This window comes from Natronobacterium texcoconense, from assembly GCF_900104065.1.
GTDB classification, from domain to species: Archaea; Halobacteriota; Halobacteria; order Halobacteriales; family Natrialbaceae; genus Natronobacterium; species Natronobacterium texcoconense.
Window position 1 is genome coordinate 46,938 of the sequence record NZ_FNLC01000003.1, and the last position, 14,589, is coordinate 61,526.

Here is a 14,589-nt window from a genome sequence, read left to right on the forward strand (position 1 = left end):
CGGTAGTAAACCGTACGACGGTCCGACAGTCACCGATCGGGGGACGGCTCAGCGACTCGGACCTAATAAGAATATATTTCCGGCCAAAAGTTAATTATACGGTAACCAGTTGGGGACCGTCGTATATCGGCGGGAGATCGTTCGGGGGTCGGCGACGAGCACCGACGATCGCCACAGCAGACTACGCAGATCTATGACGAAGATTACCGTCCTTGTCGTCGACAACGAACCTGGGTTCGCGGAACTGGCCTGTGAGATGCTCGAGCGCGAGCGCGACGCGATCGATGCCGAACCAGCGACGAGTGCAGACGAAGCCCTCGATCGCCTCGAGGCCGCCGGAGAGCCGCCGATCGACTGTATTGTCAGCGACTACGAGATGCCGCGGATGACCGGCCTCGATCTGCTCGAGCGCGTTCGAACGGAAAATCCCGACCTGCCTTTTATCCTCTTTACCGGCAGAGGGTCCGAAGCGGTCGCGAGCGAGGCGATCGACGCCGGCGTGACACACTACTTGCAGAAGAAAACAGGCGGCGAGCAGTACACCGTCCTGGCCAACGAGGTCGTCAACGCCGTCGAGCAGTATCGGACCGAGACCGAACTCCGGGAGAACGAACGACGGTACCAGCGGACGGTAACGGCGTTACACGAGACGACGCGAGAGTTGATGCGAGCCGAGAGTAAAGCCGAGATCTACCGGACGGCAGTCGAGACCGTCCGAGAGGTACTCGACGTTCCCGTCGTCGTGGCCTACGCGTTCGACTCGAGCGAGGGTGTTCTCGAGTTGACCGCGTCGACGGGACGACCGACGGAGACGAACGCGGGTGGCAGAACGAATCAGACCGCAGAGTCGTGTCCCGACTCCGAACCGACGGCCACAGGAACCGCTGTCGTCGATCCGATTCAGCGGTTCGAGCGTGGCGAGGGAGTCGTCTGGGAGGCCTTTTCGGAAGGGGAAAGTGCTACCTGCGGGGCGGATTCCGGTACCGTTACCGCGACTGATGCCACGAACCCGGCTTCACCCGACCGGAGCGAGTTGATCGTTCCACTGGGTATCCACGGCGCGCTGGTTGCCGGAACGGACGACGCCGACGGCTTCGACGAGACGATGACCGAACTGTTGCACGTGCTGTCGGCAAACACCGAAGCGGCCCTGGATCGTGCCGAACGCGAGGAACTGCTCCGGGAGCGCGACCGGATGCTGACCCGCCAGAACGAGGAACTGAGCCGCCTCAACCACACGAACGGGATCGTCCGCGACATCAACCACGGGATCGCACAGGCGTCGACGCGATCGGAGATCGAAACGACCGTCTGTGAACGGCTCGCCGACACCGACCGGTATCAGTTCGCCTGGATCGCAAACACCGACGAGCCACCGAAGCCGACGACGTGGATCGGCGTCGACGCGACCTACGTCGATCTGATCCGTGGGGATGGCAACTGTGCTCCCGAAATCGGGCTCGTTCGCGACGCCCTCGAGAGCGAACAGGTCCAGGTCGTAGAGGACGTCCTCGAGGCCGACGACTGGAACCAGCGTCGGAAGGAGGCGCTGACCCACGGCTACCAAACCGTGCTCGCAGTCCCGCTTGCCGACGACGAGCGGCGATACGGCTCCCTGGTCGTCCACGTCGACGGCGTCGACTCGATCGGCGACGGCGAGCGGGACGTCTTCGCCGAACTCGGGGAGACCATCGGCTACGCGATCCGGGCGGTCGAGCGAACGCGGGCGATGCTCGTCGACGGCCGTCTCGAACTCGAACTCGAGTGTCGGGACGATCGACTCCTGCTCAACCGGCTCTCGGATCGCATCGACGGCCGGGCGACCCTCGAGGGGATGATCGACCGTGGCGACGAGGAAGTCGTCAGTTTCGTTACCGTTCCGGACACTGTCTCGCCGACCGCGCTCGAGCAGGAGTCGGCGGCCGTCGAACGGGTCACGGTCGTCTCGGAGAGCGACGACGAACAGTTGCTCGAAGCGACCACCGACTCGAGGCCGGTTCTGGAGGTGTTACACAGCTACGACGTCAGGCTTCGGACAGCCGCCGCGGAGGGGGGAGTGACGACGATCGTTCTGGCGGTCCCCCAGGGGATCGACACTCGCGAACTCGTCGAGGCGATCAAGGCCGAGTACCCCGAAACGTCGCTTCAGGCCCGCCGGGAGACGACGGCCACGCCTTCGGCTCGAAACCTCGATACGTATCTCGAGCAGCGACTGACCGACAGGCAGTTCGAGGCGTTGCAGGCGGCACACTACGGCGGCTTTTTCGCCTGGCCACGCGAGACGACGGCCGAGGAACTCGCCGAGGTACTGTCGGTCTCCCCGCCGACCTATCACTACCATCTCCGGGCCGCAGAGCGAAAACTCGTCTCGCTCGCGTTCGACGAACTCTAATTAATTAGTACCGAACACTGTCCATCGCTAACTGGTTATAGATTATATTTAACCAGTATGGACTCGTAGGATGAAGTGGCGATTTGCGGTATTTGTCGCCACCCCCCAATCCCCAATTTCCCCCACCCCTTTGGTACGACGTCCTCAGCGACCGCTTCGTCTCGAGTCGGCACAGCAAAACCAGGTCAGTTCGATCCCGACTCGACGCGACGGTCCCACTCGATCCACTCCTGTTCCCAGCCAGAACGAGACTCGAGACGTTTTCGGGCACGTTCCCGGTCCTCGCGTTCCGTCCGATTTCGCTCGACGGCACCCGACTGCTCGCCCTCGACGAGCAACGGAGCGAACGAGACGGCGTCGAACCCCTGGCGTTCGTCCTCGGGCGTCGTCGAGACGAGTCGCTGTCGCTGGGTGCCACGCGGGAAGACGAGTCGGCCGTCCTCGGCCAGTTGCTCGAGCAACGCTCGCGGCGGGTCGACGACGGCCGCCTCGAGCAGGATGCGATCGAACGGGGCGTACTCCGGCAGGCCGTTCGCGCCGTCGCGACGGTCGACGAGCACGGCGTCGTACCCTGCCCGCCCCAGGTTCTCGCGGGCCAGCGCGACCAGCGGTCGGGCGATGTCGACGGCGTGGACGTTCGTCTCGTCGGTCAGTTCCGCGGCGATCGCGGCCGTATAGCCGACGCCGGCGCCGACGATCAACACGCTGTCGCCGTCCTCGATGGAAAGCGCCTCGAAGAGTCGCGCGACCGTGCTCGGCGAGAGAACGCGCGTCCCGAGGGCGTCGTGTTCGCGGTCGGCGTAGGCTGCCCGCTCGTCGTCGAGAAACTCGTGACGCGGGGCGTCTCGCATGGCGAGGGCGACGGCCTCGTCCTCGAGTACCTCCTTCGGCGGCGAGGTGAGGCCGTCGACCATGTCGTCCCGTAGTACCGCGGGCTCCATAGTCGGGGTATCGCTCCGGGCGTAATCAATGGCGCGCTTGCCTACCCGCGCATCCGAACGAACCGAACGCCGCCGTGTTCGGTCCGCTCGAGGCTCCCGTCCGCCCGCTTGGTGGCTTTCACGAGCGTCTGGAACCCGCTCCCGATCGGCGCCAGGATTCGACCGCCAGGACGGACCTGCTCGACGACCGGGTCGGGAAGTTCCGCCGTCGCACAGGTGAAGTAGGCTGCATCGTAGGGGGCGTGCTCGGCCCACCCCTTTCGGCCGTCGCCGACCCGAACCGAGACTTCGCCATAGCCCGTCTCCTCGAGACGCTTACGGGCGTCTTCCGCCAGTTCCTCGCCGTACTCGACGCTGTAGACGTGCGCCGCACCGACGAGTTCGGCAGTGACGGCGGCGTGGTAGCCACAGCCGGTTCCGATCTCGAGGACCGACTCCCCCGCCTCGAGTGCCAGCCTGTCGGCCATGATCGCGACCATGTGCGGCGCGCTGATCGTCTGTCCCTCACCGATCGGCAACGGCCGGTCCGCGTAGGCGTCGCCGCGTCGATCCGACGGGACGAACTCGTGGCGCGGCACCGACTCGAGCGCCTCGAGGACGCGGTCGTCGTCGACGCGGGAGGCGACGGTCCCGACCATCCGCTTGCGGGCGGTTTCGTAGTCGTCGCCGTCGCCGGGGTCGTCGGACCCGAAGCGATCGAACATGATCGACAGTACGCGCTCGCAGGCAATAGGTAGTGGGCCAGAATTACGGAGAGGTCAGGAAAGCGACGACTCGAGGTCGTCCCGGTCGACGGACCGGAAACTCGTGGCGCGCGCAGTCGGGTCGCCGAGCGACGTGCGAGGCGACCCTGCCGAATTCGTGCGAGGGGTGAGGAGCGCAGAGGCGACGGTTCGAGCACCGCAGACGGCTGGGGAGGGTGAAGGTCGGGCGGGACTGAAAGGGGCCGGCCGGTCGGGGAGGGTGGTGGCCGGTAGCACCGCAGGCGAGCGACGCGAGCCGAGGAGCGCACGCCGCCAGCCGACTCGAGCGGCCCGGGGGGCTTTCTGGGTGGTGGAAGTTCGTGCGTTGTCGGTTGCAGCTATCCAGAGAGAAACCGACTACCAGGCAGACCAGGCGCTGGTCTGCTCGTCGTAGGCGTAGATCCGTTTGGCGTCTTTCGCGAGTACCGTGTCGCCTTCCACCTCGTAGCGGTCCCGTTCGTAGTCCGAGGCATCGGTCCGGACGACGAAGGCGTCGATTTCGAATTCGTCGTCGCCGAACTCCTCGACCGCGCCGACCTCGAACTCGTAGTCGCCGGGGACGTAGACCGTCGTGGAGCGGCTGTCGTCCCGGGAGCCATCCTGCGGGTGGATCGTCACGTTGACCGCGACGTTGTCGACCTCGCGGGTCCAGACGGTCTCGACCTTCTCGGCGGGCGCTTCCTCGACACGCCTGTGACCCTCGAGTTCGACGCTCGTGACTCGGACGGTCGAGAGCACTTCCTCGGTCTCGAGGATGAACTCGTCGCCGACCTCGACGGTCTCGTCTTCCGGCGTCGTGACGTTCGCCGTGAAAGACTCGCCTTCCTGGGAGATGACGACGTCCAGGGTGACCTCGGCCGTTTTCTCGGGCTGTACCTTGTGGACGTGGTTACACTCGCTGCAGCGGACGGTAACGGTCCCGCCGCCTTCGGTCGCGGTGAGGACCTCGTGGACGGTCTCGAGCTCCGGCGAGCACGACGGGCAGGGTGTCGGGACCCGATCCGGCAACTCAGGTGAATCGCTCATAGCACTCCGTAGCGGTTACGTACCTAAAAGGCGATTGGACCTGTCTTGATACCGTTTCGGACTACGCCTCGGGTAGCTCGACTTCCTCGCCGTCGGCGTACACCGTCGGCTCCCGCAGGATACCGTCGAGGTGGATCGGTGCCTCGACGTCCCCGCCGATCCCCGCGTCGTCGCCGATGGCGATGTGAACGGTGCCGCCGGCCTTCTCGTCTAACAGGACGGAGCCGACGAGTTCCGTGACCGCGACGTTCGTTCCGATACCAAGTTCCGCGAGGTTGTACGCGGCGTCGCCGACCTCATCAGCGGCTCCCTCGACCGTCTCGCGGATCTCGTCGTCCGAAATGTCCGTGACGAGGCCGTCCTCGACCTCGAACGTGAGTTGCTGGCCGTCCTCGAGCAGGCCGTGCGGACGCATCGTCCCGTCGACGACGAAGGTGCCGTCGGCACTCGAGGGGCTGACGAACACCTCGCCGGCGGGGAGGTTAGACATCTCGCCGCCGTCGTGGACGATGCCGGTGTCCTGAAGCCACTCGCGGTCGGCGACCTGGAACGTGATGTCGGTGCCGGCGTCGGTCGTCACGCGGACCTCGTCGGCGTCGGCGACCTGATCGTGGAGGTCCTGAGAGTGAGCCGCGATCGACTCGTAGTCGGCGTCGAGGCCGGTCGTGAACACCTCCTCGGTGATCCCCGGAAGGGTCGCGACGCGGGCACCTTCCTCGTTGGCGTCGGTTCGGGCACGGGTGTGGCTCAGGCTCTTGGTCGTCGGTGCGAGGACGACGTCGGCCCCGGCCATCGCCGACGCGACCGGTTCTGGCGGCTCGCTGCCGTGAGTCTCCCCCGGCGGGTACCGAACGACGACGGCGTCGTCGGTGATCTCGCTCGCGACCTCGTAGATCGCCTCGCCGATCGGCTCCCGTTTGTCGTCGGTGACGACGGCACAGCTTTCGTCGCTCTCGAGTGCGAGGCACTGTCGAACCGCTGTCTCGGCGGCGGCACGGAGTTCGCTCATGGTCGTACGTGTGCCCGTAGAGCCGATAGTTCTTGCCTTCTTTCCCCGCAGAGACGGCTGCGATACCGTTTTGACACTCCCGACGGGAACGTACGATCATGACCGGAGCCGGATCTGCAGTCGACGACGTTCTGTTCGACGAATCGACGAACGAGGCGGTCAGAAACACGCTGCCGGACGTCGGAATTGCGTTTTTCGAACTCGTCACGCATCTGGGCGACGGGACGGTGTTGATCCTGTTCGCGACGCTTCTGTACTGGTTCGGCAGCGAGTCACGTCGGCGACAACGGGCGCTCGTGATCGCTATCGGGATCGCAGCACTCGCGGTCAGCGCCGGTATGAAAGGAATCTTCCTCGAGCCGCGACCGACGCTTGCCGGCGACTACGGCGGCTATAGCTTCCCGAGCGCACACGCGATGGGAGCGGCCGCGTTCTACGGGACGATTGCCGTCGTCGGCGATATCTGGACGAAACGGACGCGATACGCCGTCGCCGGGGCGATCATCCTGCTGGTCGCCACGTCGCGGGTCGTCATCGGCGTCCACTTCGTGGGCGACGTCCTCGTCGGGACAGTTCTCGGACTGGTACTCGTCGCCGCGCTCACTCGCGACGGGGCCGATCCCGGATTCGTCTTCGGCGTCGCGTTCGCCATCGCCGCCGTCGCCTACGGACTCGGCTCGAGGGAGTTTACGACGATGAGCGTCGGCGCGGCCGTCGGCGGCGCAATCGCCTGGCAGTACGTCACGACCCGGCCCGCAGATCCGCATGGCGCCGCGATCCTCGTTCTCGGCGTGTTGACGCTACCGGCGTTGCTCGCGCTCCGACTGGTCGAGGGAATCTGGGATCCCGCGATCCACGAGATCTTCGAGATCGTCGGCTATGCAGCGGCGGTGGGCGCAGTGCTCGTCGTTCCGATCGTCGCCGAACGACTGAACGGGTGGTCGACCGTCCAGTGGCTCCAGATACACCTCCCCTTCAGCGGCCGGACGATCGATTCGGATCAGCTTGTGACAAGAGAAAAATAACCGGCTGAAAACTCCATACCGAGTAAATATCACGCGAGAAAGCTCGAAACGGTTATCCGGCTCGGTGGAAGACACCCGGGTACATGATACAGGTCGCGATCAACGGGTACGGGACGATCGGCAAACGCGTCGCGGACGCCGTCCGGCTCCAGCCCGACATGGAAGTAGCGGGCGTCGCGAAGACGCGCCCGAACTTCGAGGCCGAGGCCGCTCTCGAGAAGGGGTTCGATCTCTACGCTGCCGTCGAGGAACGCGCGGATCAGTTCGACGAGGCTGGCCTCGAGATCGCCGGTCCCGTCGAGGAGCTCGTCGACGCGGCGGACGTCGTCGTCGACGCAACGCCGTCGGGTATCGGTGCGAAGAACAAGTCGATGTACGAGGAGTACGACACGCCCGCACTCTACCAGGGTGGCGAGGACGCCGACATCGTCGACGTCAGCTTCAACGCCCGATCGAACTACGAGGACGCGACGGGTGCCGACCACGTCCGCGTCGTCTCCTGTAACACGACCGGGCTCTCGCGAGTTATCGCACCTCTGCGCGAAGCCTACGGCGTCGAGAAGGTCCGCGCCACGCTCGTCCGGCGCGGCGGCGACCCCGGCCAGACCTCGCGCGGTCCGATCAACGACATCCTGCCGAACCCGGTTACCATCCCCTCCCACCACGGCCCCGACGTCGAAACCATCTTCGACGATCTGGACATCGACACGCTCGGGATGAAGGTTCCGGCGACGCTGATGCACATGCACAGCTTGAACGTGACCCTCGAGGAGGAGGTCGACGCCGACGACGTTCGCGAGTTGTTCGCCGACGAATCACGGCTATTCCAGATTCCCGCACACTTCGACATCGACGGCAGCGGGAAACTCAAGGAGTACGCCATGGACGCGGGTCGACCGCGAGGCGACATCTGGGAGAACTGCATCTGGGAAGAATCCATCTCGACGGTCGGGACGGACCTCTATCTCTTCCAGGGCATCCACCAGGAGAGCGACGTCGTCCCCGAGAATATCGACGCCATCCGTGCGATCACCGGCGAGGCCGACGCCGGAGAGAGCATCGCGACGACCGACGAGACGATGGGCATCGGACTCTAAGTCCCGTTCCACGACGACTTCGGGATTCAATCGGTCGATATCGGCGAGGTACTGTTGCAATCTGAGAGCGACCCGCTCGAGTCGGACCGGCGTCCACCCGATGGGAGACGAGTGAGGGTGGAGACGATCCGGGTATCCGGAACCGAGAACCCGCGAGCAGCCACTGTTGCAGTGACGACACGTCCGAACAGAACCACTGTTTCCCACCTGCCGAAAACCGCTCACCGTCAGAAAGTTTTTGCCACGCGGGGAACTATCCAGTGACATGCGTCGAGACGACCGCGACGAACCCTTCGACGACCTCTTTCGTGAGATCGAACGAATGATGAACGAAATGATGAATGGTGCCGATACTAACGTCAACTTCGACTCCCCCGGTCCGAGCAACAGCGAGAACGGCTTCGGGGCCGACACCCACGTCGACATCCACGACACCGACGAGAAGATCCGCGTCATCGCCGACCTCCCCGGTGTCGAAAAGGACAACATCGAACTCGAGTGTGACGGCAAGTCCCTGACTATCTCCGCGAGCAGCGACCACCGCCAGTACGACGAACGCGTCGATCTCCCCCGCCGCGTCAACGAACACACTGCCTCCGCAACCTACAACAACGGCGTTCTCGAGGTCGTCTTCGAGCCAGCCGAACAGTCCTCGGGCATCAGTCTCGAGTAACGCGGGCGTCGCGGTCGTCCCCGGTCGATTCCGGGGACCCTATTTATTTCCTTCCGTGTCCGCCCTCGTCCGTATCGCAGCCGCGAGCCTGTCGTAAAACCCCGACTCGTACTTCGTCTCCTCGTCGATCGTCGGCCGGGCGTTCGTCTCGTTGACCACCAGTCGACCGTCTGTCTCGAGCAAGTCCACGCCGACGAACGGGATCTCGAGTTCGGCTGCGACCGATTCGGCCAGTTCCCGGTACTCCACGGGGAGGTCGACACCGGTCGCCTCGGCACCGCGATGGACGTTGTGTTTCCACTGGCCCTCGGCGATGGCCTCGTCGGGAAGCCGTCGTTCGACCGCACCGACGTACTCACCCTCGAGGACCATCACCCGATAGTCGGTCGCGTCCGGCAGGTATTCCTGGACGAGAAACGACCGGTCGCCCGTTGCCTGGTAATCGTGAACCAGCGAGAGGTAGTCACAGATCCCCAGAAAGGAATCGAGGTCGCCCGCCTTCGCGACGCCGACGCCCCTCGTCGTCGAGTTCGGTTTGACGACGACCGGTGGCTCGAACCGCTCGAAGACCGACGCCAGTTCGTCCTCGGCGACGTCGTTCGAGACGTAGACCGACCTCGGGACGGGAAGGTCGGCCCGCTCGAGTCGCGCAAGCACTTCGGCCTTGTTCCGCGAAGTCAGTACGGTCTGGTGGTCGTTGAGCCACGGCACCTCGAGCAACGCGTCGGCCACCCCACCCTCCATCAGCCGACCGGGATAGACGAAGCCGACGTCGTACTTGTCGGGCCCCCACGGTGGCTCCGTCAGGTCAACCACGCGCTCGCTCGCGGGCACGTGATGAACGCGGATGCCGCGTTCCTCGAGCGGGTCGCGCATCCGCCGGAACGTCTCCTGGTCGTTTGCGACCGCGAGATCGATCATACCGGGAGTGGGGTGTAGATCGGTAAAAAGGTGGGCGAGATCACAACCCGACCACAGCGACGGCCGAGAGTGCGACTCGAGCAGAGGCGAGAGTCGCACGATCCGGGGGAAGGCAGGCAACTGCCAAGTTACTGGCCGCGAGTGAGAGAAGCGAACGAGCGGGCCGACGACCGATGTGACCGAACGACTGCGCGGCGCGGAGCGCCGCGAGATGCGAACGGCGTAAGCCGTGAGCTACGGGAGTGAGGGAACGGAGGGAGGAGTGCTTTTAATCGAATTTTTGCCGAGGGTGCGCCTTCGGCGCACCCGCAGCGCAAAACTTCGTTTCTATGCGATAAGCTGCTCTTCGCCCTTCTCGACCACGATACGGCACGGCGGCGTGATCTTGTTGTAGGCGCGGCGGAACGCTTCCTTGGCGAAGTCGGCGTCGTCGACGTCACACCAGATGGTGAAGATGCGGTCACCGGCGTCGATACGCGCGGCGGTGCCGACGATCTTCCCGAACGACTGGCGCATCCCGTCGGAAACACGGTCTGCACCCGCACCGGTCGCCTGCTTGTTCTCCCGGATGACGTGGTGGGGGAACTTGCGCAGGATCATCTTGTAGTTGCCCTCGCCGGCGTTTTTCAGCATGTGACGGTTGGCCGAGAGACGCGAGGACTCGAGCGATCCGTGACGGATCTGGACCTCTTCCTCGGTGACGAGGCTGATCTGGACGGGGTAGTCTTCGGGGTCGGCCCCGATGTCGCCCATCTTGTGCTGTGCGATCTTCGATCCTGGGATCCCAGTAATGTATTCGCGGCGCGTGTAAGCTGGCTTACTGATCTCCCGATACATTGAGGCGGGTTTGTCGGACATGGTTGTGGTTACTTACGAAAACGGAGGCCTACCGTGCGGATAAAGGCTTCGAAGCGCAGTCTTCGAGTCAGCGGCCGGCCGCTGCGTACGTCGTGCCCGTTTTCTCGACGAGCCCTTCGCTCGAGAGCTGGTTGAGAACGCTCAGGATTGCGATTTTCTTCATCGCCAGCCCGTCGGTCAGATCGGTCGCCGTCGCACCGTCGGTCGCCTCGAGGTAGAGGTAGACGAGTTTCGCCTGCGGGGACTCGAGTTCGGCGGGGAGCTGGTCGGTCGGATCGATCGTAAGCTGTGGGTCCATCATATCTTCTCGAACCACGATCTCGTATATAAGCCTATGTTGCAGTGGCTGGATACTGCCTAGTCTATATTATCGTGATTATATGGAACAGTACAGGTATCGTGAAATGAATATAGGGGCGACTGAAACGGTTAACGCACCGATCGAACTCGTTGCAGTTCTCACTTCTCACTCGCTCCAAACTGTGCTGCCGTCCTGCGATCGGGCACGAACTGACGGGCAGTGCAGTAGTCGAGGTGAATCGATGCCAGCGGGCCAGTGACCGACTCGAGGGGACGCGAGGACGAGACGGCTAAATCGTCTCCTGTCGGCGTGTTTAAGGGCTTTCCACCGCTAGCATAGGGCATGATGAAGAGTTTCCGGATCGGCTCCCTGTTCGGGATCCCGATCAAACTCGATCTCACGTTCTTGTTGATCCTTCCGGTGTTCGCGTATCTCATCGGGATCCAGCTCGAGGAGGTCGTCGGCATCCTCAACCTGACGATGAACGCCGGGATCGACGTTGGCGCGCTCACTGCCGAGTGGTGGCTCCCCTATCTCGTCGGGCTGGTCGCCGCAATCGGGCTGTTCGTCGGCGTCGTCTTGCACGAACTCGGCCACTCGCTGACCGCCCAGCGGTACGGGTTCCCGATCGACTCGATCACGCTCTGGCTGCTCGGGGGGATCGCCGCCCTCTCGGAGATGCCCGAAGACTGGCGACAGGAGTTCAACATCGCCATCGCCGGACCGATCGTCTCCGTACTCGTCGGAATCGGATCGTACGCACTCTTCTTGCTCACGCCCGAGGCGTTCAACGGGACGCGCTTCGTGCTCGGCTATCTCGCAATCTTGAACGTCGCACTCGCCATCTTCAACATGGTTCCGGCGTTCCCGATGGACGGCGGCCGGATCCTGCGGGCACTGCTCGCTCGCAGCCAGCCCTACGCCCGTGCGACCCAGCAGGCCGCGAGCATCGGGAAGATATTCGCGCTCTTCATGGGGCTGTTCGGTCTGTTCGCGCTCAACATCATCCTCATCGCCGTCGCCTTCTTCGTCTACATCGCCGCCTCGAGCGAGGCCCAGCAGGTGACGATGAAAGCCGCCTTCCAGGACGTCACCGTTGCCGACATCATGACGCCTGCGGGTGATCTCCACACCGTCGAACCCGGGACCTCGATCGCCGAACTCGTCCAGCGGATGTTCGCCGAACGCCACACGGGGTATCCGGTCGTGGAGGACGACAGCTGGGGCGACAAACAGCTGATCGGACTCGTGACGCTCGACGACGCCCGTGAAGTCGATCCCGTCGAGCGCGACGCCTACGAGGTCGAGGACGTGATGACGACCGACCTCGAGACGATCACGCCCGACTCCGATGCGATGACTGCGATCGAACGCATGCAGCAAAACGGCATTGGACGACTGCTCGTCGTCGAGGGCGACGACCTCGTCGGGCTGATCTCCCGGACCGACCTGATGACTGCCTTCGACATCGTCCAGCAAAGCGGCGGTCCGGTCCGACAGCACGAACAGATCCAGCCGGTCGGTGGGATGGACTAAGCCGCTCGATCGGCGGCGGAAACCGCCGTGTACGTTACTCTTTCGGCCGTCTCGAGTGCCGAGACCAACATTCTTAACCCCGGTCGGGGCCGACGATGTGGCGATGCCACCGGCCATCGAGACCGTCGATCTCGTGAAGGAGTACGGCGACCTGCGGGCCCTGCAGGAACTCTCGCTGACCGTCGAGGAAGGCGAGTTCTTCGGGCTGCTCGGTCCCAACGGCGCAGGCAAGACGACGTTCATCAACACGTTAGTCGGCCTCGTCCGCAAGACCGGCGGCGAAGCGCGGGTCTTCGGCTACGACGTCGAGGAAGACTACAGGGAGGCCCGCGATGCGATCGGAGTCGCTCCCCAGGAGTTCAACGTCGACCGCTTCTTCCCGATCAAGGAGGTTCTGATGCACAAGGCCGGTTACCACGGCGTCCCCGAAGAGGAGGCCGCCGAACGAGCCGACGAGGTGCTCAAACGAGTCGGTATCTACGACAAGCGAAACGAGCGGTTCGACTGGCTCTCCGGCGGGATGAAACGCCGACTGTTGCTCGCTCGAGCGCTCGTCACCGATCCCGACCTGCTAATTCTGGACGAACCGACCGCCGGGGTCGACGTCCAGTTGCGCCACGACCTCTGGGAACTCGTCACCGAACTCAACGAGGAGGGGACGACCGTCCTGCTGACGACTCACTACATCGAGGAGGCCGAACGGCTCTGTGACCGCGTCGCGATCATGAACGAGGGCCGGAAGGTGACCGTCGCGACGCCGGACGAACTCAAGACACGCGGCTCCGATACGATCTCGGTCCGCCTCGAATCCTCGGTCTCCGCCGCAGCAACCGACCTCGAGGGAGAACTCGGCGCGTACGCCCACGAGGTGTCGGCGGGAGCCGCCGGCGAGCAACTCGAGGTTCGCGTCGACGACGGCGGGTCGACCGCACCGCGACTACTCCACGACCTCGAGGCAGCGGGCTACGAGATCGCCGACCTCGAGATTTCGCGGACGTCGCTCGAGGAGATTTTCGTGGATCTCACCCGCAGCGAGGACCGGACGGTGACGCGGTCGTCGGCTGCGAGTGCAGGCGAGGGTGATGACGCTGGCGACGACAGCGATGCGGAACGCGAACAGGAGGGGATCGCTCGATGATCTCGGTCGGCTTCCGTGCGCTGTTCCGTCGCGAAGTCCTTCGGTTTATCCGCCGACCGAAGAACACGTTCATGCCGCCGGCGATCACGAACGTGCTCTACTTCGCGGTCTTCGGGGTCATCCTCGGCGGACGGATCGACAGTCCGGTCGAAGGGGCGGACTTCGGTTACATCCTCTTTCTGATCCCCGGACTCGTCGTGCTGGGTACGATCTCGAACGCCTTCGAGAACGCCTCGTTCTCGATCTTCCACGGCCGGTGGAACGAGTACATCCACGAGACGCTGACCTCGCCGCTGTCGTACGCCGAAATGGTGGTCGCGTACGTGGGCGCGAGTGCAGTCCGAGGGTTGATCGTCGGCGTCATCGTCGCCGTCATCGGCGCGCTGTTCGTCCCGCTCAGCGTCGAGAACGGACTCTTCCTCGTCGCCACGATGGTCGTCATCTCCGCGCTGTTTGCCGGCTTCGGAATCATCGGTGGCCTCGTCGCACGGGATTTCGACGACCTGACCGTGATGAACCAGTTCATCCTGCGGCCGCTGGTGTTCTTCGGCGCGGTCTTCTACTCGCTGACCATGCTCGAACCGGTCTGGCAGTACGTCTCCCTGCTGAATCCGATGGTCTACATGGTCGACAGCGTCCGGTACGGGCTGCTAGGCTACTCCGATATGGTCCACGTCGCGCCGGCAGCCTACGCCGAGTTCGCACCGTACGCGTCGCTCGCAGTGCTGAGCATCCTGACTGCGGTCGTGATCGCGATCGACGTGTATCTCTTCAAGATCGGATACGGACTGACGGACTAGAACGGGTCGTCGACTCTCATCTCTTTCCACAAGGCCACCTACTCACCAGATACGAATGATCGAGTATCGACAACGATGTCGAAGAAACCGTTCTCGGAAGACAGATAGAAAGCCCCTGGCCCCGTTCAG

14 protein-coding genes are annotated in these 14,589 nt (G+C 63.9%); 7 read left to right on the forward strand and 7 right to left on the reverse strand.

The window, feature by feature from the left end:
* The first annotated feature begins 193 nt into the window (after nt 1-193).
* Nucleotides 194-2,392, forward strand: coding sequence for a bacterio-opsin activator domain-containing protein (locus BLR35_RS13835; RefSeq protein WP_090383105.1), 2,199 nt, complete (start codon nt 194-196; stop codon nt 2,390-2,392).
* Nucleotides 2,393-2,577: 185 nt separating this feature from the next.
* Here the strand turns inward: BLR35_RS13835 and BLR35_RS13840 are convergent, their stop codons facing one another.
* The 4 genes from BLR35_RS13840 to BLR35_RS13855 all read right to left on the reverse strand — a co-directional run bounded on the left by BLR35_RS13840 (nt 2,578) and on the right by BLR35_RS13855 (nt 6,111).
* Nucleotides 2,578-3,333 (reverse strand): protein-L-isoaspartate O-methyltransferase family protein, encoded by a 756-nt coding sequence (locus BLR35_RS13840; RefSeq protein ID WP_090383107.1) that lies wholly within the window; start codon nt 3,331-3,333, stop codon nt 2,578-2,580.
* A 41-nt stretch (nt 3,334-3,374) separates the two neighbouring features.
* Entirely contained in the window at nt 3,375-4,037 is a 663-nt protein-coding gene (locus BLR35_RS13845; RefSeq protein WP_090383110.1) for a protein-L-isoaspartate(D-aspartate) O-methyltransferase, read from the reverse strand.
* A gap of 396 nt (nt 4,038-4,433) precedes the next feature.
* Nucleotides 4,434-5,102: an HVO_0476 family zinc finger protein gene (locus tag BLR35_RS13850; RefSeq protein ID WP_090383112.1), complete on the reverse strand. Its 669-nt coding sequence runs from the start codon at nt 5,100-5,102 to the stop codon at nt 4,434-4,436.
* A 61-nt stretch (nt 5,103-5,163) separates the two neighbouring features.
* The gene (locus tag BLR35_RS13855; RefSeq protein WP_090383114.1) at nt 5,164-6,111 is read right to left on the reverse strand and encodes an aminopeptidase; all 948 of its coding nucleotides are present in this window, start codon (nt 6,109-6,111) and stop codon (nt 5,164-5,166) included.
* A gap of 98 nt (nt 6,112-6,209) precedes the next feature.
* On the opposite strand from BLR35_RS13855, the gene BLR35_RS13860 reads away from it, so the two are divergent.
* From BLR35_RS13860 to BLR35_RS13870, 3 genes are all read left to right on the forward strand, one after another.
* Nucleotides 6,210-7,136: a phosphatase PAP2 family protein gene (locus BLR35_RS13860; RefSeq protein ID WP_090383117.1), complete on the forward strand. Its 927-nt coding sequence runs from the start codon at nt 6,210-6,212 to the stop codon at nt 7,134-7,136.
* Nucleotides 7,137-7,219: 83 nt separating this feature from the next.
* Entirely contained in the window at nt 7,220-8,233 is a 1,014-nt protein-coding gene (locus BLR35_RS13865) for a type II glyceraldehyde-3-phosphate dehydrogenase (RefSeq protein WP_090383119.1), read from the forward strand.
* A gap of 265 nt (nt 8,234-8,498) precedes the next feature.
* Nucleotides 8,499-8,906, forward strand: a complete 408-nt coding sequence (locus BLR35_RS13870) for an Hsp20/alpha crystallin family protein (protein ID WP_090383121.1) — start codon at nt 8,499-8,501, stop codon at nt 8,904-8,906.
* A gap of 39 nt (nt 8,907-8,945) precedes the next feature.
* Here BLR35_RS13870 and BLR35_RS13875 read toward each other — a convergent pair whose 3' ends face one another.
* The 3 genes from BLR35_RS13875 to BLR35_RS13885 form a co-directional block, all read right to left on the reverse strand.
* Nucleotides 8,946-9,827, reverse strand: coding sequence for an ATP-grasp domain-containing protein (locus tag BLR35_RS13875; protein ID WP_090383123.1), 882 nt, complete (start codon nt 9,825-9,827; stop codon nt 8,946-8,948).
* Nucleotides 9,828-10,154: 327 nt separating this feature from the next.
* Nucleotides 10,155-10,685: a 50S ribosomal protein L16 gene (locus tag BLR35_RS13880; RefSeq protein ID WP_090383126.1), complete on the reverse strand. Its 531-nt coding sequence runs from the start codon at nt 10,683-10,685 to the stop codon at nt 10,155-10,157.
* A 67-nt stretch (nt 10,686-10,752) separates the two neighbouring features.
* On the reverse strand, nt 10,753-10,986 hold the full coding sequence (locus tag BLR35_RS13885) for a MarR family transcriptional regulator (protein ID WP_090383128.1): 234 nt from the start codon (nt 10,984-10,986) through the stop codon (nt 10,753-10,755).
* Between the two features lie 342 nt (nt 10,987-11,328).
* Between BLR35_RS13885 and BLR35_RS13890 the strand changes: the two genes are divergently transcribed.
* The 3 genes from BLR35_RS13890 to BLR35_RS13900 all read left to right on the forward strand — a co-directional run bounded on the left by BLR35_RS13890 (nt 11,329) and on the right by BLR35_RS13900 (nt 14,460).
* A complete protein-coding gene (locus BLR35_RS13890) occupies nt 11,329-12,522 on the forward strand; it encodes a CBS domain-containing protein (RefSeq protein ID WP_090383131.1) in 1,194 nt (397 codons plus the stop codon).
* A gap of 103 nt (nt 12,523-12,625) precedes the next feature.
* On the forward strand, nt 12,626-13,660 hold the full coding sequence (locus tag BLR35_RS13895) for an ABC transporter ATP-binding protein (protein WP_090383133.1): 1,035 nt from the start codon (nt 12,626-12,628) through the stop codon (nt 13,658-13,660).
* A complete protein-coding gene (locus BLR35_RS13900) occupies nt 13,657-14,460 on the forward strand; it encodes an ABC transporter permease (protein ID WP_090383135.1) in 804 nt (267 codons plus the stop codon). The genes BLR35_RS13895 and BLR35_RS13900 overlap by 4 nt, the downstream gene beginning before the upstream one ends.
* The last annotated feature ends 129 nt before the right edge of the window (nt 14,461-14,589 follow it).

Bases quoted from the DNA above. Each gene is read 5' to 3' on its own strand.
- BLR35_RS13850 (WP_090383112.1), bottom strand. From the start codon at position 5,102: ATGAGCGATTCACCTGAGTTGCCGGATCGGGTCCCGACACCCTGCCCG.
- BLR35_RS13855 (WP_090383114.1), bottom strand. From the start codon at position 6,111: ATGAGCGAACTCCGTGCCGCCGCCGAGACAGCGGTTCGACAGTGCCTC.
- BLR35_RS13900 (WP_090383135.1), top strand. From the start codon at position 13,657: ATGATCTCGGTCGGCTTCCGTGCGCTGTTCCGTCGCGAAGTCCTTCGG.
- BLR35_RS13845 (WP_090383110.1), bottom strand. From the start codon at position 4,037: ATGTTCGATCGCTTCGGGTCCGACGACCCCGGCGACGGCGACGACTAC.
- BLR35_RS13860 (WP_090383117.1), top strand. From the start codon at position 6,210: ATGACCGGAGCCGGATCTGCAGTCGACGACGTTCTGTTCGACGAATCG.
- BLR35_RS13865 (WP_090383119.1), top strand. From the start codon at position 7,220: ATGATACAGGTCGCGATCAACGGGTACGGGACGATCGGCAAACGCGTC.
- BLR35_RS13880 (WP_090383126.1), bottom strand. From the start codon at position 10,685: ATGTCCGACAAACCCGCCTCAATGTATCGGGAGATCAGTAAGCCAGCT.
- BLR35_RS13835 (WP_090383105.1), top strand. From the start codon at position 194: ATGACGAAGATTACCGTCCTTGTCGTCGACAACGAACCTGGGTTCGCG.
- BLR35_RS13885 (WP_090383128.1), bottom strand. From the start codon at position 10,986: ATGATGGACCCACAGCTTACGATCGATCCGACCGACCAGCTCCCCGCC.
- BLR35_RS13840 (WP_090383107.1), bottom strand. From the start codon at position 3,333: ATGGAGCCCGCGGTACTACGGGACGACATGGTCGACGGCCTCACCTCG.
- BLR35_RS13890 (WP_090383131.1), top strand. From the start codon at position 11,329: ATGATGAAGAGTTTCCGGATCGGCTCCCTGTTCGGGATCCCGATCAAA.
- BLR35_RS13875 (WP_090383123.1), bottom strand. From the start codon at position 9,827: ATGATCGATCTCGCGGTCGCAAACGACCAGGAGACGTTCCGGCGGATG.
- BLR35_RS13870 (WP_090383121.1), top strand. From the start codon at position 8,499: ATGCGTCGAGACGACCGCGACGAACCCTTCGACGACCTCTTTCGTGAG.
- BLR35_RS13895 (WP_090383133.1), top strand. From the start codon at position 12,626: ATGCCACCGGCCATCGAGACCGTCGATCTCGTGAAGGAGTACGGCGAC.